Source organism: Aquabacterium sp. A7-Y (assembly GCF_026153205.1).
Taxonomy (GTDB): domain Bacteria; phylum Pseudomonadota; class Gammaproteobacteria; order Burkholderiales; family Burkholderiaceae_C; genus Caldimonas.
Window position 1 is genome coordinate 1 of record NZ_JAPFBW010000024.1, and the last position, 20553, is coordinate 20553.

General features: G+C 71.0%; 17 protein-coding genes. 10 read left to right on the forward strand and 7 right to left on the reverse strand.

Annotated features, from left to right (window positions below):
• Nucleotides 1-35: 35 nt before the first annotated feature.
• A complete protein-coding gene (locus tag OOT46_RS20395; RefSeq protein ID WP_265405471.1) occupies nucleotides 36-887 on the reverse strand; it encodes a zinc-dependent alcohol dehydrogenase in 852 nt (283 codons plus the stop codon).
• Between the two features lie 17 nt (nucleotides 888-904).
• On the opposite strand from OOT46_RS20395, the gene OOT46_RS20400 reads away from it, so the two are divergent.
• Genes OOT46_RS20400 through OOT46_RS20410 form a run of 3 tightly spaced genes read left to right on the forward strand, consistent with a single transcriptional unit; the run spans nucleotide 905 to nucleotide 4115 of the window.
• Nucleotides 905-1735: a CDP-alcohol phosphatidyltransferase family protein gene (locus OOT46_RS20400; RefSeq protein ID WP_265405472.1), complete on the forward strand. Its 831-nt coding sequence runs from the start codon at nucleotides 905-907 to the stop codon at nucleotides 1733-1735.
• Nucleotides 1732-2364, forward strand: coding sequence for a YceI family protein (locus OOT46_RS20405; RefSeq protein ID WP_265405473.1), 633 nt, complete (start codon nucleotides 1732-1734; stop codon nucleotides 2362-2364). The genes OOT46_RS20400 and OOT46_RS20405 overlap by 4 nt, the downstream gene beginning before the upstream one ends.
• Nucleotides 2361-4115, forward strand: a complete 1755-nt coding sequence (locus OOT46_RS20410) for a hypothetical protein (protein ID WP_265405474.1) — start codon at nucleotides 2361-2363, stop codon at nucleotides 4113-4115. The genes OOT46_RS20405 and OOT46_RS20410 overlap by 4 nt, the downstream gene beginning before the upstream one ends.
• Here OOT46_RS20410 and OOT46_RS20415 read toward each other — a convergent pair.
• Nucleotides 4043-4795, reverse strand: coding sequence for an FkbM family methyltransferase (locus OOT46_RS20415; RefSeq protein WP_265405475.1), 753 nt, complete (start codon nucleotides 4793-4795; stop codon nucleotides 4043-4045). The two genes, OOT46_RS20410 and OOT46_RS20415, sit on opposite strands and share 73 nt — an antisense overlap.
• 144 nt (nucleotides 4796-4939) lie before the next feature.
• The gene (locus OOT46_RS20420; RefSeq protein WP_265405476.1) at nucleotides 4940-5200 is read right to left on the reverse strand and encodes a DUF4148 domain-containing protein; all 261 of its coding nucleotides are present in this window, start codon (nucleotides 5198-5200) and stop codon (nucleotides 4940-4942) included.
• Between the two features lie 422 nt (nucleotides 5201-5622).
• Here OOT46_RS20420 and OOT46_RS20425 point away from each other — a divergent pair, with 422 nt between their 5' ends.
• Nucleotides 5623-6540, forward strand: a complete 918-nt coding sequence (locus OOT46_RS20425; protein ID WP_265405477.1) for a hypothetical protein — start codon at nucleotides 5623-5625, stop codon at nucleotides 6538-6540.
• A gap of 58 nt (nucleotides 6541-6598) precedes the next feature.
• Here OOT46_RS20425 and OOT46_RS20430 read toward each other — a convergent pair whose 3' ends face one another.
• The gene (locus OOT46_RS20430) at nucleotides 6599-8527 is read right to left on the reverse strand and encodes a methyl-accepting chemotaxis protein (protein WP_416136234.1); all 1929 of its coding nucleotides are present in this window, start codon (nucleotides 8525-8527) and stop codon (nucleotides 6599-6601) included.
• A 299-nt stretch (nucleotides 8528-8826) separates the two neighbouring features.
• Here OOT46_RS20430 and OOT46_RS20435 point away from each other — a divergent pair, with 299 nt between their 5' ends.
• On the forward strand, nucleotides 8827-10089 hold the full coding sequence (locus tag OOT46_RS20435) for a hypothetical protein (protein WP_265405478.1): 1263 nt from the start codon (nucleotides 8827-8829) through the stop codon (nucleotides 10087-10089).
• A 76-nt stretch (nucleotides 10090-10165) separates the two neighbouring features.
• Here the strand turns inward: OOT46_RS20435 and OOT46_RS20440 are convergent, their stop codons facing one another.
• Nucleotides 10166-11155 (reverse strand): LysR family transcriptional regulator, encoded by a 990-nt coding sequence (locus OOT46_RS20440; protein ID WP_265405479.1) that lies wholly within the window; start codon nucleotides 11153-11155, stop codon nucleotides 10166-10168.
• Nucleotides 11156-11300: 145 nt separating this feature from the next.
• On the opposite strand from OOT46_RS20440, the gene OOT46_RS20445 reads away from it, so the two are divergent.
• From OOT46_RS20445 to OOT46_RS20460, 4 genes are all read left to right on the forward strand, one after another.
• Complete coding sequence (locus tag OOT46_RS20445) at nucleotides 11301-13640, forward strand: acylase (RefSeq protein WP_265405480.1); 2340 nt, start codon at nucleotides 11301-11303, stop codon at nucleotides 13638-13640.
• 229 nt (nucleotides 13641-13869) lie between these two features.
• Nucleotides 13870-14817 (forward strand): LysR family transcriptional regulator, encoded by a 948-nt coding sequence (locus tag OOT46_RS20450; RefSeq protein WP_265405481.1) that lies wholly within the window; start codon nucleotides 13870-13872, stop codon nucleotides 14815-14817.
• 56 nt (nucleotides 14818-14873) lie between these two features.
• Nucleotides 14874-16286: a multidrug transporter subunit MdtD gene (gene mdtD, locus OOT46_RS20455; protein WP_265405482.1), complete on the forward strand. Its 1413-nt coding sequence runs from the start codon at nucleotides 14874-14876 to the stop codon at nucleotides 16284-16286.
• A gap of 65 nt (nucleotides 16287-16351) precedes the next feature.
• The gene (locus OOT46_RS20460; RefSeq protein WP_265405483.1) at nucleotides 16352-17998 is read left to right on the forward strand and encodes an alpha-amylase family protein; all 1647 of its coding nucleotides are present in this window, start codon (nucleotides 16352-16354) and stop codon (nucleotides 17996-17998) included.
• Here OOT46_RS20460 and OOT46_RS20465 read toward each other — a convergent pair.
• Nucleotides 17968-18504 carry a GFA family protein gene (locus OOT46_RS20465; RefSeq protein ID WP_265405484.1) on the reverse strand — a complete coding sequence of 179 codons (537 nt, stop codon included), beginning with the start codon at nucleotides 18502-18504 and terminating at the stop codon, nucleotides 17968-17970. The genes OOT46_RS20460 and OOT46_RS20465 overlap by 31 nt on opposite strands.
• 26 nt (nucleotides 18505-18530) lie before the next feature.
• A complete protein-coding gene (locus OOT46_RS20470; RefSeq protein ID WP_265405485.1) occupies nucleotides 18531-19301 on the reverse strand; it encodes an exodeoxyribonuclease III in 771 nt (256 codons plus the stop codon).
• A 157-nt stretch (nucleotides 19302-19458) separates the two neighbouring features.
• Between OOT46_RS20470 and ada the strand changes: the two genes are divergently transcribed.
• Entirely contained in the window at nucleotides 19459-20550 is a 1092-nt protein-coding gene (gene ada / locus OOT46_RS20475; RefSeq protein ID WP_265405486.1) for a bifunctional DNA-binding transcriptional regulator/O6-methylguanine-DNA methyltransferase Ada, read from the forward strand.
• Nucleotides 20551-20553: the final 3 nt, after the last annotated feature.

A 20553-nucleotide genomic window follows, 5' to 3' on the forward strand; every position in this document is an offset into this window, starting at 1 on the left:
CGACGACGGCCACGCGCCGACGCCGCGCGTCGCGCTCAGCGCCCGCGCCGGGCGGTCGCGACCTGGCCGACCTGCGAGCTCTGCAAGGTCAGGCGCCTGGCATGGAAGGCCTCGCCGAGCGGCACCTGCACCGGGCGCCGGCCGTACCAGCTGAGCTCCAGCACGGTGGCCTCGAAGCCGGCGAGGCCGAGCGCCGTCGCCAGGCCTGCGGGATGGCCGCTGGCGTGCACCACGATGTCGGCTTCGGCGCTGGCCTCGGCCGGCAGGCAGAAACGCGCGCCCAGCGCCTCGGCCATGCCGCGCCGGTCCGCATCGGTGTCGATGGCCTGCACCTTGCAGCCTGGCAGGCGTGCCGCCAGCCAGGCCACCAGCAGGCCCACGACACCGCAGCCCACCACCGCGATGCGGTCGCCGATGCGCGGCGCCGCATCCCACAGCGCGTTGATCGCGGTCTCCAGGTTGGCGGCCAGCACCGCGCGCGCCGCCGGCACACCGTCGGGCAGCGGCAGCACCGCCTCGGCCGGCACCACATAACGGCTCTGGTGCGGATACAAACAGAAGACGGTGCGCCCGATCAGGTCCGACGGCCCCGCCTCGACCACACCGACACTGTTGTATCCGTACTTCACCGGCCCGGGGAACTCGCCGGCCTGGAAAGGCGCACGCATGCGCTCGTATTCGCTGGCCGGTACCTCGCCGCGGAACACCAGCGCCTCGGTGCCGCGGCTGACGCCACTGTGCAGGGCGCGCACCAGCACCTCGCCGTCGGCCGGCGCGGGCAGCGGCTCGACACGGATTTCGGCGTGTCCGGGCGCGGCCAGCCAGCAAGCCCGCGCCTCGCCCACGGAACTGTAGGGATTGACGGAAAGCACAGAAGAGGTTGACATGTGCGTCATGTGGAGTGATGGAGGATCTTAAAGCGATGTTCGGCGACACCCTGCCCGGCGTTCTGCCCGAACCCTTCGCGAGCTTGCCTCCCGGCGCGCTGCACCATGACGGGCCCGGGACGCTGGCCCGCGACACCTTGCGGCATTTGCTGCTGGCCGCCGCGCTGCTCGCGCCGCTGGCGTGGAGCCTGGGCCGGCTGGCGGGCCTGAGCCCCTGGTATGCGGCCAAGTGCCTGGCCCTGGGCGGCCTGGCCGCGCTGCTGCTCTGGCGCGGCCTGCCCGCGCACCGGCCGCACGGGCGTTTCGGCGCGGCCAACCGGGTGACGCTGTTGCGGCTGTCCGGCGTGGCGCTGCTGGCGGGCGGCCTCGGCGAGCCGCTGGCCGGGCGACCCGACCTCGCCTGGGCGGTGGTCGGTGTCGCGACGGCGGCTGCCCTGCTCGATGCGCTGGACGGGCCGCTGGCGCGTGCCCGCGGCCTGGCGAGCGCCTTCGGCGCGCGCTTCGACATGGAGACCGACGCCTTGCTCATGGCGGTGCTCTCGCTGCTGATCCTGCAGTCCGGCCGCACCGGCACCTGGGTGCTGGCGGCCGGCGGCCTGCGTTATGCGTTCGTTGCCGCGGCCGTCGTGTGGCCGTGGCTGGGCCGGCCCCTGCCGCCCAGCTTTCGGCGCAAGGCGGTCTGCGTGGTGCAGATCGTCTGCCTGATTGCCTGCCTGGGGCCGGTGATTCCGCCGGCCTGGGCGTCCGCCATGGCGGCGGCCGGTCTGGCCGCCCTGGTCTATTCCTTTGCTGCCGACGTCGCCTGGCTGGCGCGCCGGCGTCACCTTGCCCTGGAGATCGAAGCATGAGCCTGGTCCAAGATCGGTGCGCCTCGGCGCTTTCGTGGTGGCGTGCCGCCGGCCTGGTCCTGCTCGCGGTGCTGCTGCAGGCGGCCGGTCCGGTGCAGGCGCAGGCGGCGCGCTACGAGATCGACCCCGAGCACCTCTCGGTGGGCTTCCTGGTGCACCACATCAGCTATGCCAAGGTGCTGGGCATGTTCCGGGCGGCACGCGGCAGCTACAGCTTCGACGAAAAGAGCGCCACGCTGTCGGACGTGCGCATCGAGGTCGACACCGCCAGCGTCTTCACCAACAACAAGAAGCGCGACGATCACCTCAAGGGCGCCGACTTCCTCAACGCCACCGAGTTCCCGCGCATGGTCTTCACCGCGAATGGCGCCAGGCGCACCGGCGAGCGGACCTTCGAGATCAGCGGGCAGCTGGAGCTGCTGGGCCGCTCGCAGCCGCTGGTGCTGCAGGCGACCTGGAACAAGAGCGGCGAGTACGAGATCGGCGGGCTGCGCAAGCCCTATGTGATGGGCGTGTCGGCACGCGGCAGCTTCAAGCGCAGCGCCTACGGCATGAAGTACGCCGTCGACAACGGCTGGGTGGGCGACGAGGTGGCCCTGATCATCGAGTTCGAAGCGCGCCGCCAGTGAGCTGCGCGCAGCAAGCCTGCGGCCCCGCCCCGGCGCGACCGCCCACCTGGCGTGCCTGGCTGCCGCGCGCGGCACTCGCGTTTTTTGTCCTCAACGCGGTGCTCACCTTCGAGAACCTCTGGCCCACCGCCGGCATCCGCTTCGGGCAGCGCCTGTCTTTCGAGCTGTGCCTGGGCACCCTGGTGCTGATGGCCTGGGTGGCGTGGCGCGGCCGCGCCGGCCGGCGCACCGTGGCGCTGCTGGCGGCCGCCTACACGGTGGGCGTGCTGCTGCGCTACCTGGACGTGACGGTGCCGACCTTGTTCGGCCGGCCGGTCAACCTCTACTGGGACGGGCAGCATGCCTGGCAGGTGGCCAGGCTGGCTGCCAGCGGTGTGCCGGGCTGGCAGGTCGCTGCCGCAGCGGCGGGGGCGGCGGGGGTCCTGGTGGCCTTGTACGCGGTGATCCACTGGGCCACCGGCGTGCTGGCGGCGAGCCTCGAATGGCAGCGTCCGCGGCCCTGGCTGCTCGCGGCCGGGCTCGCGCTGTCGGCCAGCCACGCCGTGTACCCGTACGTCGACAGCAACACACGCTGGTTCTTTTCGCTGCCGGTCACGCCGGCCTTGCTGCGCCAGGCCGAACTGCTGCCCGACGCGCTGCTGCCGCACCGCGCCGACCAGCGGCTGTCGCCCAGCCCCAGCTTCGAGCGCGACCTGCAGGCCCTGCAGGGCGTCGACGTGCTGCTGGTCTTCGCCGAGTCCTACGGCGTCGTGACCCTGGACGATACAGCGCTGTCGGAGGCGCTGCAGCCCTCGCGCCAGCAGTTGCTGCGGGCCCTGCAGGCCAGCGGCCGCGAGGTGGTGTCGGCACGGGTGCGCTCGCCGACCTTCGGGGGTTCGTCCTGGCTGGCGCACGCGGCGCTGCTCAGCGGCGTCGACACCCGGCGCCCGGGCGACCACGACCTGCTCCTCACCACCAAGCGGCCCACGCTGGTGAGCCACTTCGCGCGCCACGGCTGGCGCACCGTGGCCTGGATGCCCGGCCTGCAGCGGCCCTGGCCGGAGGGCGCCTTCTACGGCTTCGAGCGCTATGCCGACGCCGACCGCATCGGCTACCAGGGCCCGGCTTTCGGCTACTGGCGCATCCCCGACCAGGCCTCGCTGGCGCTGTTGCATGCGCAGGAGCTGGTCCCCGGCGCCGACACGAGCACGACGGCCGGTCCACGCCGGCCGCGTTTTGTGGTCTTCCCGACGCTCAATACACACACCCCCTTCCGCCCGCTGCCGCCCTACCACGCCGACTGGCAGGGCCTGCTGGGCCGCGACGCCTACTCGGCGGCCGAGGTCGCGCAGGCCGAGGCCGAGCCGGTGAGCTGGCTGCAGCCCATGCCGGCCTACGAACGCTCGGTGCGCTACACCTATGAGTGGCTGTCGGGCTATCTGGGCGGACAGGCGCCGCGCCGGCTGCTGATGATCGTGATCGGCGACCACCAGCCGCTCGCCGCGGTCAGCGGCCGGCAGGCCGCCTGGGACGTGCCGGTGCACATCATCGGCAGCGACCCCGGGTTGATGGCGCGCCTGCGTGCCGCGGGTTTCACGCCGGGACTGACACCCAGCCGGCCGGCGCTGGGCGCCATGCACCAGCTGACCGACCTGCTGCTCGATGTCTTCGACGGCGGCGCGGCGGCGCCGGGCCGCCGTCAGTCCTCGCTGTCGAGCCGCGCGTGGATATCCCCCGAGGGCGCCCCGGCCGGCAGCGCTGCCAGCCACTGAGCCATGCCGGCGGCGTCCAGCCCGCGGGGATGCACCAGCCGCAGGCTCTCGCCCACCGACCAGTTGTAGCGGTAGCGGCCCAGCGCCTCCAGCCGGGCGATGCAGCCGAGCGCCAGCTCGCGCACCGGCTCCAGGTATTCGAAGGACAAGGCCGGCAGCGGCCGGCTCAGGCCCTGCAACACCTCCAGCTCATACCCTTCGACGTCGATCTTGACGAAGTCGGGCCGGCCATGGCGCTCGATCAAGGCGTCCAGCGTGGTCACCGGCACGACCGGCCCGGGCTGCCACTGCACACCGCGGAAGGAATCGCTCGCGCCGGCCCGCTGGGCCCAGTCGGCCGACAGGGTGCTGACCGTGGGGGTGCGCTCGCTGGCGAGAAGTTGCGCCTCGCCGGGGCAACGCCCGAGCGCGACCGGCAGCAGCGCGACCGCCGGGTCGCGGCCGAACAGGAGTTGCAGCAGCCGCACGAAGTCGGGCTGCGGCTCCACGGCCACCACCCGCGCGCCCAGCGCGCGAAAGGCGCGCACCCGGTTGCCGGCATGTGCCCCGACGTCGAAGGCCAGCCCGCCGGCCGGCACGAAGGGGGCATAAAAACGCCGCGTGCGCGCCGCCCGTCCCGGCACGCCGTGGTAGATCGCGAGCGAACGCAACATGCCCAGCGAGCGGTTCAGTGCGGACATCGGTGGGGGTTTCCGGTCATGGGGGGTCAATCTAACCCACTCCGGCCTCGACCTTCGACACCGGGACGCAGAAACGGAAAAACCCGCCGTCGGCGGGTTTCTCGATCGAGGCCGGGTGCACCCCGGCCGGTCGACGCATCCAGCTTACTTGCCGGCGGCCGGCTGGCTCGCGGCAGGCTGGCTCGCGGTGGCGCGAGCGGCGGCGGGCGCCTTGTAGTCGTCGAACACCGAAGCTTCACCGCTGTCGATCGGCAGGCGCTCGCCGGCGGCGCGGGCGCGGGCCACCTCGGCCTTCACTTCGGCGCGGGTCTTGCCGACCGGGGCCTCGGCGGCTTGCTGAGCGAAGGCGCCGGTGGCGACAAAGGCGGTCATCACGGCGGCGATCAGGTTCTTCTTGGCGTTCATGTCGGGTTCCATTTCTTCACAAGGTTGGACAGGTCCGGGTCGGGCGGGTAAGCCGTCTGGCCCATCGCTGAGTCGCAAGCGCGATTCGGTTGTGCTCATCGATGGGATGAATGGTAGGTATTAACCCTTTACGGATAAACCCGGAGAACCGGAATGCATCATTTCTCATAACGCAACAAAGACCTTGCGACCTTCACCATCCTGGCGCTGCGTCGACGCGAAGCGCCACGCCACCGGCCACCGGCCACCGGCCACCGGCCACCAGCCCCCGAGCCCGGGCCCCCGCCACGACGTACGGCTCCCGGCGGGTTCTCGCCGGCAACGTCGACCTGCGGCCGAGGCGGGCACGACCCGCTTGAATGAGCGGAGGCGGCAGAGCTCGTCCCTCCCCATAATCCGCGCAGCCTCTCCTGCACCCGACCATGAACCCGCCCGCCGCCTCGCTGCGACCCGTCCTGACCGCAGCCGCCACACTGGCCCTGCTGTCCTTCGGCTGGCAGCGCTTTTTGCACTGGCGTTTCGTGCCCGATATGGGCGGCCTCGTCTTCTGGATGCAGCAGGCCTTGCTCGCGCTGGTCGAAGCCTATGTGGTGACCGCCACCGTGCTGGCCGTCCGTCAGCGCGCGCCCAGGAGCCGGCGGCTGCATCCATGGGGTTTCCTTGTCGCGCTGGTCCTCGCGTGCGGCCTCCTCAAGGGCCTGTTTTTCACCGCACCCAGCATGCTGGTGAGCATGTCGGGCGATGCCGAACGGCTGCGGCAGGTGACGCAGTTCCAATTGGATGCAGACCTGCACCTCCATGTGCTGGCGAGCCTGGGGGGCACCTTGCTGGCGCTTTGGCTGGCCCGCCGCCGCGCACCGGGCGGCAGGCTGCCCGAGCTGGGCCCCGGCGAAGCCGGCGGGCTCGCGGCCCTGTTGTGGGCCGGCGCTTTTCTGCTGGCCAGCGACGCCGGCCGCTGGCTGCCCATCGGGGGCCTGGACCAGGCGCGCCACACCGCCCTGGCCTTCGGCGAGTGGCGCCTGCCGGGCGCCACCGTGCTGATGCTCGGCCTGACCGCGCTGACGGCGCTCGCAATGGGGCTCAGCCGGCGGGCCGTGCGATCCTGCGCCGGGCGCCCGGGGCGTGCCGTGCTCCTGGGCGCGGCCGCCGGCGGGCTGGCCAGCTTCGCCGTGCTGCTGTGCGTGCGTGCTGCGCTGGTGATGGGCGCTGAGATGTCGTGGCCGGTCGTGGCCGCTGCCGCGGCGGCGTGGCTCGCGACGGTAAGGGGCCTCGCATGGCTGGCGGCGCCTGCCGTACCCGGCACGCCGAGGGCCGCGCACGGAGACTCGGCGCCGGCCTGAGGCCAGCGACTGAAGCAGGCAAAGCAGGCCGGCACACGCCGGCCCGTGGACGCAAGGCTCAGCCCCGCGCGCCCTCGTGCAGCTTGAAGCCGCCGACGATGCCTTCGAGCCGGCCCGCCTGCTCCTGCAGCGAAGCGGCGGCCGCGGCGGCCTGCTCCACCAGCGCGGCGTTCTGCTGGGTCATGCCGTCCATCTGCGAGATGGCCTGGCCGACCTGGGCGATGCCCATGCTCTGCTCGCGACTCGCCGTCATGATGCCGGCGATGATCTCGGCCACCCGGGAGGTGCTCGCGACCACCTCCTGCATCGTGGTACCGGCCTGGTCCACCAGCGCCGAGCCGGACTCGACCTGCTCCACCGAAGCCACGATCAGCGACTTGATCTCGCGCGCTGCGGCGGCGGAGCGCTGTGCCAGCGTCCGCACCTCGCCGGCCACCACCGCGAAGCCGCGGCCCTGTTCGCCGGCGCGTGCGGCTTCCACCGCGGCGTTGAGCGCCAGGATGTTGGTCTGGAAGGCAATGCCGTCGATCACGCCGATGATGTCGGCGATCTTCTTGGACGACTGGTTGATCGTGCCCATCGTCTCGACCACCTGCGTCACCACCGAACCGCCGCGCACCGCGACAGCGGAGGCCTCGCTCGCCAGCTGGCTGGCCTGCTGCGCATTGTCGGCGTTCTGTTGCACGGTACCGGTCAGCTGCTCCATCGCCGACGCGGTCTCTTCCAGCGAGCTGGCCTGGTTCTCGGTGCGTGAGGACAGGTCCTGGTTGCCGCTGGCAATCTCGCGCGAGGCGTCGGCGATCGAGGTGGTGCTGGCCTTGACCTCCTGCATCATCTTCTGCAGCCGCTCGATGAAGGCGTTGAAGCTTTGCGTGATCGCATCGAACTCGGTGCTGCCGCCGGGTGGCAGGCGGCGCGTCAGGTCTGCATCACCGGCCGACAGTGCGTCGATATTGACGCGGAGTACGTCCAGGCGGCTCAGCAGGATGCGCACGCCGCCGAGCACCAGCAGCAGCAGCGCCACCGCCATCGGGATCTGCACCATGCCCAGCTTGCCGAGGATGGCCCGGCTCTGCTGCGTCAGCTGGCGGGTCGGCAGGCCGGTGGCGAGCACCCAGGGGCTGCCGGGGATGGGCTGCAGGAACAGGGTGTGCGCCTCGCCGTCGCGCTCGTACTCGGCCTCCAGCGACGCATCGCCTTTCAGGCTCGGCAGCTGGCGCTGGATCTCGGCGGCCAGGGGTGCGCTCGCGGCCAGGTCGGCCACGTTCTTCAGCACGATCTCGGACTGGATGTGGCTGCTGTTGCTGACGATCTTGCCGTCGCGCTCGACGATCAGGATCTGGCCCTGCACGGCCGCTTCCATGTCGGCCACCAGGCGGTTGAAGAAGCCCAGCGTCACGTCGATGGTGGAAACGCCGAACAGCTCCTCACCCTTGTAGATGGCCATCGCGCAGTTGGTGCGCGGCTGGGGGCTGGCGTCGTCCTGATAGGCGTTGGCCCAGGCGCAATGCCCGCGAGGCGCCTTCTGGCCTGCCAGGTGCCAGGGCTGCTCCCAGTATTTGAGCGACTCGGGCGTGTTCCAGTGGGTGTTGACGTTCAGCTTGTTGGACGCGTCGCGTGCGAAGAAGGTGCTGAAACGGTCGCGCGCCGGGTCGCGCTTGTTGGGCAGCGGCCAGATGCCACCGCCGAACACATTGGGGTCGCCGTATTGGTCCACCAGCCCGGGCAAGAGCATGTCGATGGCGTCGCTCTCCATCAGCGCCACGGTCTGAGTGATGCTGCGCTGCTGGGCCTCGACCTGCTTGAGCTGCTCGGTGATGCGCACCGCGATGGCATTGACGTCGTGGCCCACCAGCTTGCCTTCGGTGCGCTTGATCTCGGGGGTGACGAACAGCTGGACGACGGCCAGCGTCGTCACGAACAGGACGACGAAGATGCCCACCATGAGGGCCGTGAAGCGGGCTTGACTGCTTTGGAGGTATCGCACTTCTGTCTACTTGATGAGGCTGGTGACCGAAGCGCTATCGGCAATTTCCTGGATCTCTGAAGCAACGCCCCCGGCCTTGCCGTGACTTCTTCCGCATTCCGGACCACCCGGCCAACACGAGCGTGCGATGCAAGCGGTGTCAGACGCGACGAGCTGTTTGGCCTATGCCCGGCGGATCGGCGTGCTGCCGTGACCCCGGCGCACGTCTTGTTGCCAAACCGGCCGGAGGGTCAGCGGGATGTCAGGCCGGCGGCCCGACACTCGCGCCAGCCCCCTGCCCCTCGAAGGAAAGGACCCCCATGACCCGCCTCCGCCCCGGCCTGAACGGCCTGATGTTTGTGTTGTCCGCCCTGGCCGCCGGCTGCGGCGGAGGGGGCACCGACCACGGATCCACGCAGACCGCGAGCGCCGCCGAATCCTCGCCCGCCGACCGCACCCGGGCCCGGCCGGCGCAGGACGAAGGCGACCGCCGTGCCTTCAATCACGGCATCGAGGCCGTGCAAGGCGCCGACGGCCGCTGGCGCATCTTCTTCAGCAGTTCGGGCCTGCCGCCCACCGGTCCGGACGACAGCGGCGCCTGGCAGCACGACGTCTATGTGTCGAGCTGGGGTCCCGAAGACGCGCGCATCAGCGCGCCGCACGTGCTGATCCGCAAGCCCGAGGCGCAGGAGCCGGTGTCGGCCGCACGCACCGACAACGGCCACGTGATGCTGAGCTTCGAGGACGGCTGGAACAGCGACAGCGAGGTGAGCCAGCGTTATGCCATCTACGACGAGGAGCTGCAGCCGGTGGCGCCCTATCCGCAGGACGTCGAACCCGGCGGCCACTCGGGCCATGTCGCGGCCACCGCCGACAAGTTCGTGGTCTTCTATTCGGACGGCTGGATCAACGGCGGCGGGGTCGACGACCTGGGCACCGGCAACGGTGTCTACGCCAAGGTCTACGACACGCACGGCCGGCTGCTGCACGACATCAACGTCGCGCATGCACAGCGCGAGTGGTGGCCCATGGTGGCCGCCTCGCCTCGACGCGCACTGCTGGTCTGGCAGCGTTATGTGCCGGGCGAGTTGCACGCCCGGCTGCGGGTGGCCGTGCTCGACCCGGAGACCGGCGAGCTGAGCGGCTGGCGCACCCTGGAGAACCGCCTGCAGTACTACACCTACAAGGCCCAGTACATCCCGGCGCTGCGACGTTTCCTGGTGGTCGGCACGACCGTGGACGGGCACGGCTTCGCCCACCTGCTCGACGAGCAGGGCCGCCCGCGCGCCAGCCTGCCCTGCATGCCGGCGACAGTGCGCGAAGCCGGCATCGCGGTGCGCGACCGTGTCGCCTACACCCCCGCGGCCGACCAGCGCCTGATGCACCTGGCACTGGGCCCGTCCTCGATCGCGCTGGTGGGGGTGCAGCCTTCGCCGCTGGCCTGGTCCTACACCGGCAGCCTCGGGCTGGTGCGCGACCCCTGGCATCTGCACTGGGTCTCGCTGACGCCAAGCGGCGTCGAGGAGGCCGAGTTCGAGCTGGCCCAGGCCGTTCCGCCCTCGGACCAGGACCTGTGCCGATGAGCCTGCGGTCGCTGCCGTCCAGGTATGCGGTCCGGGGATGAGCGGGGGCGGGTTGATGGTGAACCGTGAGGCTGCCTTATTCGCAGCGTCGCAACTGGCTTGGAAGGGAGTTCGCCGTGGCACGGCCGGCTGACGCAGCCTCTGCGGCCGCTTCGCGGCATGCCGCCAGGAAGTAGTCACGCTGCGGTGCCGCAGACTGGTGCCGGTAGAGCAGCCCCAGCGGCGCAAGCGGCAGCCCGAGTTCGAGCGGCAGCGGGACCAACCCACGGTCCGCAGCCAGCAGGCAGATGTACGAGCGCGGCGCGACGAGCACGTCGTCGCTGTGCCGCAAGGCCATCGGCACCAGTGCCGGGGAGTTGCTGTCGAGCGGGGCGAAGCTCGGCTGCAGGCCGCGGCTCAGCAACCACTGGTGCAGCGATTCCGCCGTGGCCAACGGCCGCGGCGGCACCAGCCACCTGAACGCGAGCAGGTCTTGCACCGACGGCCTGCGGCGACGCGCGAGCGGGTGGTCGCGGCGCACCAGCGTCGTCACCTCGTCGGCCAGCAGCGGCTCGAACACCAGCCCCGGCGGCAGGGCGTCGATGCCGCGCAGCACCAGCAGGTCGTAGGCGCCGGTGGCCAGACCGTCGAGCAGCGGATGCAGGCTGTCCTCGATCACGCGGAGCCGGAAGTGAGGATGGGTCTTCCACAGCCGCTGCAAGGCCGGCGAAACAATCGTCGGTATGCCGGGCAGCAGCGCGCCCACCCTCAAGGCCTGGGCCTGGCCCGACTCGAGATCGCTGAGGTCGCGCGACGCCGCGTGCAGCGCAGCCAGGCATCCGCGGGCGTGCGCGGCCAGCGCGTGTCCGGCTGCGGTGGGACGCATGCCGCGGGGGCCCCGCTCGAACAGCGGCGTCCCCACCAGTGTTTCGATGTCCTGCAGTCCCTGCGAGGCAGCAGGCTGGGTCATGCCGCAACGCTCGGCGGCGAGCTTCAGGTTGCCGAGCGAGACCGTCTCGTCGATCAGGCGCAGTTGCCGCATGCGCAGCCGGGCGACGAGGCGCTCGAAGCGCACTTGTGGGTCCATGTGTCCTCCATAAGCAGGGCTTATCGCGGCTGCGAATTTCCGATTGGCGTCTGCCTCGGCTCCCGCTGAACAATCGCGCCGCCACGCCGCGCGGCGAGCGTGGCGCAGCCCTTGCCGGGCGCGATATCACCACGGAGACGACATCTTGAGAATCCCCTCTGCCCCCCTTGCGCTGCTGGGCAGCGCCCTGCTGCTGGCCGGTTGCGCCGGCTTCGACCGCAGCCCCGGTCGCACCGCGCAGATCCAGCGCACGGCCCACGGCGTGGCCCACATCGTGGCGCCCGACTACGAAGCGCTCGCCTACGGCGTGGCCTATGCCCACGCCCAGGACAACGTCTGCCAGACGGCGAACCACCTCGTCACGGTGCGTGGTGAGCGCTCACGTTTTTTCGGTCCCGCTGCACGCGGCGAACTGGCGCGGCGCATGCTGCCCAACGAGCAGATCGACGTGTTCATCCGTGCCCACATGGACGACGCCCGCCTGCAGCAGGCGCTGCGCGCCGCCAGCCCGGCAGCCCAAGCGATGGCCCGCGGCTACGTGGCCGGCTACAACCGCTACCTGCGTGACCACGCGACGCAACTGCCGAAGGCATGCGCCGAGCAGCCGTGGGTGAGGCCGATGACGCTGTCCGACTACCTGCGCCTGACCGAGCAGACCATGGTGCAGGCCGGCGTGGGCGCGCTGGCCGACGCGGTGGTCACCGCCAGGCCACCGGTGTCCGGCAGCGCGCAGGCGCCTCTCCCGCCGCTGGACGACGCGGTGGCCGCGCTCGACGAACACGAACTGCGCGAACCGGCCATCGGCTCCAACGGCTGGGCCTTCGGCAAGGACAGCACGCGCAACGGACGCGGCGCACTGCTCGGCAATCCGCATTTCCCGTGGCGGGGCGTCAATCGCTTCTGGCAGATGCACCTCACCATCCCGGGCGAACTCGACGTGATGGGCGCGGCCACCGGCCACGGTGCGTTGGTGAACATCGGCTTCAACAAGGACTTTGCATGGACGCACACCGTATCGACCGGACGGCGCTTCACGCTGCATGAACTGTCGCTCGTGCCCGGCCGCCCGACACACTACCTGGTGGACGGCCAGCCCGAGGCGATGCAGGCCCGCACGGTGCGCTACGAAGCCCTGGTCGACGGTCGCATCGAGTCACGCGAACACACCGTCTGGACCACACGCCATGGCCCGGTGCTCGTGATTCCCAAGGCGGGTCTCGCCTGGACAGGAGAGACCGCCTACGCCATCCGCGATGCGAACACCGCCAACCAGCGCTCGGCCGATGCGTGGCTGGGCCTGGGCAAGGCGCGCACCGTGCAGGACGCGCGAGCCGCGCTGGCCAGGCTCGGTATTCCGTGGGTCAACACCATCGCAGCCGATCGCGAGGGCAACGCACTTTATGCCGACGCCAGCGTGGTGCCCGACGTCGACGCCGCCCAGCTCCAGCGCTGTGCGGCGAGCCCTCGTGCAGCCGCGCTTTTCGCCGCCGCAGGCTTGCCGGTGCTCGACGGCTCGCGCAGCGAATGCGCCTGGCGGCAGGACCCCGCTTCGCCGGTGCCCGGGCTGACTCCGCTCGAACGCCTGCCGCTGCTGGTGCGCAAGGACTGGGTGCAGAACAGCAACGACAGCTACTGGCTCTCGAACCCCGCCGCTCCGATCACCGGCATTTCACCGATGGTGGGCTCGGCAGGTACGCTGCAGCGCCCGCGCACCCGTGCGGCACTCGTCGAGATTCCCGCCATGCTGGCAGCCGCCGGCGGCAGGATCGACGCCGCCGCGCTGCGCGAACAGCTGTTTCGCAACCGGAACCACACGGGGCACCTGGTGATGGACGAACTGCTCGCCGCCTGCCCGCAAGCCCCGGCCGGCCACGCGCAGCAAGCGTGCGCCGCGTTGCGCGAGTGGGACCGCCACAGCAATGTCGAATCGAAGGGCGCCCACCTGTTCCGCGAGTTCTGGCGCACGGCCCACAAGCTGCCCCGTCTGTGGCGCGTTCCGTTCGACCCGGCCGACCCGGTCAACACGCCGCGCGGGCTCCATCTTGCTGACGCATCGGTGCGCGCCGGGTTGTGGGAGGCGCTGGACAAGGCCGCCGCTGCCTCCAAGGCGCATGGCATCCCGCTCGATGCGCCGCTCGGCGCCGTGCAGGCGGACAACACGCCGCATGGACGCGCCGCGATCCACGGGGGCGATGAATTCGAGGGCGTGTTGAACAAGATCGAAACGAAGGCGACCAACGGGCTGGGCGCCGGCGGCTACGACATCGACTACGGCACAAGTTATGTGCAGAGCGTGGAATTCGACGACCGCGGCCCGGTGGCGCATGCCCTGCTCGTCTACGGGCAGAGCTCGCAACCCGGCGCCACGCACGATCGTGACCAGTTGATGCTCTACGCCGTCAAGCAGTGGCCGCGCCTGCCGTTCCATCCGGACGAGGTGGCGCGCGATCGGGTCGGGCCCGTCCTGACGCTCCAGCTCGAGTAGGCGACGATCAGGCCGCCGCCGTGAAAAAGCACTCCACCGGCTCGATCTGCTCCGGCACGGTGGGGGACCGGCGCATGGCCGCCGCCTGTGACCGGATTCCCTTCAGCCCCGCGGATGACACGCCCTCCAGGAAGCGCTGTCGGATTTAGACGCGTTCTTGACCTTGTCAAACACACCCCGGGCCCCCGCGGCCCGCCGCGGCGGCGCCACCTCTGCTTTAATCCCGGCCATGGATCAGCTCAAGGCTATGCGCGTGTTCGTCCGCGTGATCGACGAAGGCAGCTTCGCCGGCGCGGCACGCGCGCTCGACCTCGCGCCGGCCGTGGTGACACGCCTGGTGGCCGACCTCGAGGAGCAGATCGGCGCGCGGCTGATCAACCGCACCACACGCAGCCTGGCGCTGACGGAAGTGGGGGCGAACTACCTGGAGAGGGTGCGCCAGATCGTCAACGACATCGACGAGGCCAATGCCTACGCCTTCACCGCGACCGAGGAGTTGCGCGGCACGCTGCGGGTCGCAGGCCCGGGGCCGCTGCTGATGCCCGGCGTGGTGCGCCTCCTGCCGGAGTTCAGGCGCCGCTATCCCAAGGTGGAGCTGGACATCTCGGTCGTGCCGCCCCTGGAAGCGCCCGACGAGAACGCCGACGTCACCTTGCTGGTCCAGGGCCTGCGCGAGATCAACGGCGACTTCGTCGCGCGCCTGCTGGCCCACTCCGAGGTGGTGCTGTGCGCCACGCCGGACTACCTCAGCGCCCGCGGCCGGCCGACCACCCCGGCCGACCTGGCGGTGCAGGACGTGCTGGTGCCCGAGCTGCCGCTGGCGCCGAGCGAGTGGACCTTCTGCCGACGCGACACCGAGGGCCGCACGGCCGAAGTGGTGACGCTGGCGCCCAAGCGCAGCATGCTGAGCTCCGACAACCCGGCCCTGCTCACCTCGGCGGCGACCTGCGGCATGGGCATCGCCGCGACCCTCTCGCTCACGGTCGCCGACGCGCTGCGCGAGGGCACGCTGGAGCGGGTGCTGCCGGAGTGGCACGTCGCCACCTACAAGGTTTACGTCGCGCTGCCGAGCCGCAAGCACCTGCCCAAGCGCACCCGCGTCTTCACCGACTTCCTGATCGAGAAGTTCGGCGGCGAGCCCATCGACCCCTGGCTCGCGGCGATCGGCCAGAGCTGAAGCCGTACAAGGCGAGCAGCCGGCCGGGACCGTTGCTTGCTTCACGCTGGACCACGATGGATCCCGCCGACCGACGCACCCTGCCCTGGCTCGTGGCGATCGCGTTTTTCATGCAAACGCTGGACGCCACCATCCTCAACACCGCGCTGCCGCGCATGGCACTCGACCTGCACGAGAGCCCGCTGCGCATGCAGTCGGTGGTGGTCGCCTACATGTTGACAGTGGCCCTGCTGATTCCGGCCTCGGGCTGGCTGGCCGATCGTTTCGGCACCCGCCCGGTGTTCCTGTCGGCGATCGCCTTGTTCTCGCTCGGCTCGCTGGCGTGCGCACTGTCAGGCAGCCTGCCGCAGCTGGTGGCTGCGCGTGTGCTGCAGGGCACCGGCGGCGCGCTGCTGCTGCCGGTCGGGCGGCTGGCGATCCTGCGCGCCTTCCCCCGCGAGGAGCTGCTGCGCGCCTTGACCTTCGTGACCCTGCCGGGGCTGGTCGGGCCGCTCGTCGGCCCCACGCTGGGCGGCTGGCTGGTGGAGGTGGCGAGCTGGCACTGGGTGTTCCTGATCAACCTGCCGGTCGGGCTGGTCGGCGCGGTCGCGGCTTCGCGCCACATGCCGGCGCTGCCCGGCTCTGCCGACGCCCGACTGGATCTGCCCGGCTTCCTGCTGTTCGGCGCCGGCATGGTGCTGATCTCGCTGGCGCTGCAGGGCCTGGGCGAAGGCGGGCGGCGACTGCCGGCGCTGATGCTGCTGCTGGCCGCCGGCTCGGCCTGCCTCGCAGGCTACTGGCTGCACGCGGCGCGCACCCCCAAGCCGCTGTTCGGGCTGGCGCTGTTCAGGATCCCGACCTTCTCGGTCGGCCTGCTGGGCAATCTGTTCGCGCGCCTGGGCAGCGGTGCGATGCCCTTCCTGACACCGCTGTTCCTGCAGGTCGGGCTCGGCTACAGCCCCGCCGCCGCCGGCATGACGCTGATCCCCGCCGCCTTGGGCGCAATGTTCTCCAAGGCCTTCGCCGAGCGCCTCATCAAGCGCCTGGGCTACCGGCGTGTGCTGGTGGCCAACACCCTGCTGCTGGCCGCGACGATCGCCAGCTTCGCGCTGGTGCAGCGGGGCGCGCCGCAGCTGCAGCTGCTGCTGCAGCTGGGCCTGTTCGGCATCGTCAACTCGCTGCAGTTCAGCGCGATGAACACGCTGACCCTGGCCGGGCTGGACGAACGCTCCGCCAGCAGCGGCAACAGTCTGCTGTCGGTGGTGATGCAGCTCTCGATGAGCCTGGGCGTGGCCGCCGCCGGCGTGCTGCTGACGGCCTTCGGCGGCCATCAGCAGCGCGCAGGCAGCGCGGCGGTGGTCTCGACCTTTCACGCCACCTATGTCTGCGTGGGACTGCTGTCGGCCATGGCCGCCTTCATCTTCGCGCAGCTGCAGCCGGCCGAAGGCGTGCGCGGCCGCGACAAGCCGGCCCTGGTGGACGAGTCGTGAGCCGGCCTGCGCCGCCGCGACGCCGCTGAGGCCAACCTGGGGCACCACTTCGCAAAGGGAGCGACATGGCTGAGCACTGGTACAAGAACGCGATCATCTACTGCCTGGACGTGAAGACCTTCGCGGACGGCAATGGCGACGGCATCGGCGACTTCGTCGGCCTGGGCCACCGGCTCGACTACCTGGCCGGGCTCAATGTGGACTGCATCTGGCTGCAGCCCTTCTACCCCTCGCCGATGCGCGACAACGGCTACGACATCACCGACTACTACAACGTCGATCCGCGCGTCGGCACGCTGGGCGACTTCGTCGAGTTCTCGCGGCGCGCCCGCGACAAGGGCATGCGGGTGATGATCGACCTGGTGGTCAACCACACCTCGATCGACCACCCCTGGTTCCAGGCCGCCCGCAGCGACCCGGCCTCGCCCTACCGCGAGTACTACGTCTGGTCGGAGGATCAGCCGCCCGATGCCGCCGAGGGCACCGTGTTCCCCGGCGAGCAGCACACCACCTGGACCTGGGACCGCGAGGCCAAGGCTTATTACTTCCACCGCTTCTACAACCACCAGGCCGAGCTCAACATCACCAACCCGGCCGTGCGCCGCGAGATCGAGAAGATCACCGGCTTCTGGCTACACCTGGGCGTGACCGGCTTCCGGGTCGACGCCCTGCCCTTCCTGATCGAGCTCAAGGGCCTGCCGCAGGACGGCCAGGCCGACCCGCACGACTACCTGCGCGAGCTGCGCCACCATGTGCAGACCCTGGCCGGCGACAGCTGCCTGATGGCCGAGGCCAACCTGCTGCCCGAGCAGGTGCCCGACTACTTCGGCGACGGCGACAAGATCCACATGTCCTTCAACTTCTGGGTCAACCAGCACCTCTTCCTGGCCCTGGCCCGCAAGGACGCGAGCCCTATCCTCAAGGCCTATGCCGAGCTGCCGCCGTTGCCGGCGTGGTGCCAGTGGAACAACTTCCTGCGCAGCCACGACGAGCTGGACCTCGGCCGGCTGCAGGACAAGGAGCGCGAGGAGGTGTTCCGCGCCTTCGGGCCCGAGCCCTCGATGCAGCTCTACGGCCGCGGCATCCGCCGGCGCCTGGCGCCCATGCTGGGCAACGACAGGCGCCGGCTCGAGCTGGCGCACAGCCTCATGCTGACCTTGCCGGGCACGCCGGTGCTGCGCTACGGCGACGAGCTCGGCATGGGGGACGACCTGAGCCTGCCCGACCGCGAGAGCGTGCGCACGCCGATGCAGTGGACCGCCGGCGCCAACGGCGGCTTCTCCACGGCGCCGCCCGAACGCCTGGCCCTGCCGCCGGTCGCGGAGGGGGAATTCGGCTACCCGACGGTCAATGTCGAGGCGCAGCGGCGCGACCCGCAGTCGCTGCTCAACTGGCTGGAGCGCGTGATCCGGCGCCGCAAGGAATGCCCGGAGTTCGGGACCGGCGCCTGCACCTGGATAGACACCGGGCGCCCGGAGGTGCTGGCGCACCGCTGCGACGTGGGCGACTCGACGGTGTTCGCGATCCACAACCTCGGTGCACGCCGGGCCAAGTTCCTGCTGCCACTGTCGCTCGACGGTGCTCCCGCAACGCCCGGCCGCACCGTGCACGACGTGCTGGCCGACCATCGCCACGAGGTGCAGGAGGACGGGCACTACAAATGCGAGCTGGAACCCTGGGGCTATCGCTGGCTGCGCTGCGCGCGCGACTGAACCGGTGCGCCCTTGTCCTCAGGGCAAAGCAGCCGGTGACGGCGGTGCCAGTCTTCGAGCGACTCCTCGGGCCACAGCGCGCAATGGCGGTGGCGCGGCCCCTTGGGCACGTCCACCCAGGGCGCGGCGAAGTCGAGCCCGGCCTCGACCACCTCGGGAGGCCTGGGCAGCGGGGTGTCGATGGCCGAGGCGTGCGGATGCACCAGCTCCGGCCAGCGCGGGTCCCAGAGCCACAGGGCGCTGCCGCACAAGGCGCAGAAATGGCGCCCGGCCGGCGAGCGGGTGGTGCGCTTGCCGGGCTCGCGCATCACGGCGTGGTAGACCGAGACATGTTGGCGGCCACGCACCTTCAAGGTGGTGGCGTCGCCGCCGAGGTTGATGGCATAACCGCCGCCGCCCGCGGTCTTGCGGCAGATCGAGCAGTGGCAGTGCATGAAGGGCACCGGGCTGGACGATTCCAGGCTGAACCGCACCTTGCCGCAGTGACAGGAGCCTTCCAGGTGCATGAAACTTTTCCTTTGCCGGCCGCGCCTCAGCGCAGCGTGATCCAGACCGGCGCGTGGTCGCTCGCGCCCTCGCGACCGCGCACCTCGCGGTCCACCCCGGCTTGCCGCAGCCGGCGCGCCAGCTCGCGGTTGAGCAGCAGGTGGTCGATGCGCAAGCCGGCATCCCGCGCCCAGCGGTTGCGCTTGTAGTCCCAGTAGGTGTAGATCGCCGCATCGGGGTGCCGCTGGCGGACCGCATCGGTCCAGCCCTGCGCGAGCAGCCGGGCGAAGGCCGCGCGGCTTTCCGGCTGCAGCAGCGCGTCGTCGTCCCACGACGTGCTGGCATAGATGTCGGCATCGGTGGGCACCACGTTGAAGTCGCCGGCCAGCACCACCGGCGCTCCCGAGCCGAACAGGGCGGCCGCGTGCTCGATCAGGCGCTCGAACCAGGCCAGCTTGTAGTCGAACTTCGGCCCCGGTTGCGGGTTGCCGTTGGGCAGGTAGAGACAGGCCACCAGCACGCCCTTCACCGCCGCCTCCAGGTAGCGGCTCTCCTTGTCGGCGGGATCACCCGGCAGGGCCCGCCGTGTCACCACCGGCTCGGCGCCGCGCGCCAGGATCGCGACGCCGTTGAAGCCGCGCTGGCCCAGCCAGGCAGCGCCGTAGCCGGCGTCCTGCAAGGCCTGCGCCGGAAAGCTGGCGCTCGGGGCCTTGAGCTCCTGCAGGCAGACGACGTCGGGCTCGGCCTCCTGCAGCCATTCGAGCAGGCGTTCCAGCCGGCCATTGATGCCGTTGACGTTGAAGGTCGCGATCTTCATGCAAGGTCCCGGGGTAGCGCCGCAGCTCCCCGGCAAGCCGCGTGCGCGAGGCATTGCGCGATGGCCGAATTCGAAAGCAAGAGACGGAGTGCGCGGGTTCGGACCGCTCGTTAGAGTGACCCCTTATCGACGCCATCCGAGCTCCAGAGGACGCCCCATGACCAAGACCAGCACCAGCAGCAAGGACAGGCGCGCCGCCGCCACCCTCGGCGACCCGCGCTGGCCCGCCGTCCTGGCGCGCGATGCGCAGGCCGACGGCCGGTTCTTCTACGCCGTCAGCACCACCGGGGTCTACTGCCGCCCCTCCTGCGGCGCGCGCACCGCGCGCCCCGAGCATGTGAGCTTCCATGCGACGGCCGCCGACGCCGAGGCCGCCGGCTTCCGCCCCTGCAAACGCTGCCGGCCTGACGGCCCGCCGCCGGCCGAGCGCAACGCCGCCCTGGTGGCCGAGCTGTGCCGCTACATCGAGGCCGCGGCAACGCCGCCCAGCCTGGGCGAGCTGGCCCGGCGCGCCGGGCAGAGCGCCTCCCACCTGCACCGCCTCTTCAAGCAGGCCACCGGCCTCACGCCCCGGGCCTATGCCCAGGCGCAGCGGGCCAGGCGCCTGCACAAGGAGCTGCAGGCGAGCGAGACGGTCACGCAAGCGATCTACGACGCCGGCTACAACTCCAACGGCCGCTTCTACGAACACGCCCCGCAGCTGCTGGGCATGACGCCGACCGCGTGGCGGGCCGGCGGCAGCGATGCCGAGATCCGCTTCGCGATCGGGCAAAGCTCGCTGGGTGCCATCCTGGTGGCACAGAGTGAACGGGGCGTCTGCGCGATCCTGCTGGGCGATGACCCGGAGGCCTTGGCGCGCGACCTGCAGGACCGCTTCCCGCGTGCCCGGCTGATCGGCGGGGATGCCGATTTCGAACGGCTGGTGGCCCGGGTGGTGGGTTTCGTCGAGGCCCCGTCGCTCGGGCTGGACCTGCCGCTGGACGTGCGCGGCACCGCCTTCCAGCAGCGCGTCTGGCAGGCGCTGCGCCAGATCCCGCCGGGCCAGACGGTCAGCTACACCGAGCTGGCCCGGCGCATCGGGCAGCCGAACTCGGTGCGGGCGGTGGCCCAGGCCTGCGGCGCCAACGCGCTCGCGGTGGCCATCCCCTGTCACCGGGTGGTGCGGCACGACGGCGGGCTGTCCGGCTACCGCTGGGGCGTCGAGCGCAAGCGGGCGCTGCTCGAGCTGGAGCGGGAGGGCCAGGCGTGAGTG

Bases quoted from the DNA above. Each gene is read 5' to 3' on its own strand.
- OOT46_RS20405 (WP_265405473.1), top strand. From the start codon at position 1,732: ATGAGCCTGGTCCAAGATCGGTGCGCCTCGGCGCTTTCGTGGTGGCGT.
- OOT46_RS20425 (WP_265405477.1), top strand. From the start codon at position 5,623: ATGAACCCGCCCGCCGCCTCGCTGCGACCCGTCCTGACCGCAGCCGCC.
- OOT46_RS20420 (WP_265405476.1), bottom strand. From the start codon at position 5,200: ATGAACGCCAAGAAGAACCTGATCGCCGCCGTGATGACCGCCTTTGTC.
- OOT46_RS20395 (WP_265405471.1), bottom strand. From the start codon at position 887: ATGTCAACCTCTTCTGTGCTTTCCGTCAATCCCTACAGTTCCGTGGGC.
- OOT46_RS20460 (WP_265405483.1), top strand. From the start codon at position 16,352: ATGGCTGAGCACTGGTACAAGAACGCGATCATCTACTGCCTGGACGTG.
- ada (WP_265405486.1), top strand. From the start codon at position 19,459: ATGACCAAGACCAGCACCAGCAGCAAGGACAGGCGCGCCGCCGCCACC.
- OOT46_RS20440 (WP_265405479.1), bottom strand. From the start codon at position 11,155: ATGGACCCACAAGTGCGCTTCGAGCGCCTCGTCGCCCGGCTGCGCATG.
- OOT46_RS20470 (WP_265405485.1), bottom strand. From the start codon at position 19,301: ATGAAGATCGCGACCTTCAACGTCAACGGCATCAATGGCCGGCTGGAA.
- OOT46_RS20435 (WP_265405478.1), top strand. From the start codon at position 8,827: ATGACCCGCCTCCGCCCCGGCCTGAACGGCCTGATGTTTGTGTTGTCC.
- OOT46_RS20450 (WP_265405481.1), top strand. From the start codon at position 13,870: ATGGATCAGCTCAAGGCTATGCGCGTGTTCGTCCGCGTGATCGACGAA.
- OOT46_RS20465 (WP_265405484.1), bottom strand. From the start codon at position 18,504: ATGCACCTGGAAGGCTCCTGTCACTGCGGCAAGGTGCGGTTCAGCCTG.
- OOT46_RS20415 (WP_265405475.1), bottom strand. From the start codon at position 4,795: ATGTCCGCACTGAACCGCTCGCTGGGCATGTTGCGTTCGCTCGCGATC.
- mdtD (WP_265405482.1), top strand. From the start codon at position 14,874: ATGGATCCCGCCGACCGACGCACCCTGCCCTGGCTCGTGGCGATCGCG.
- OOT46_RS20400 (WP_265405472.1), top strand. From the start codon at position 905: ATGGAGGATCTTAAAGCGATGTTCGGCGACACCCTGCCCGGCGTTCTG.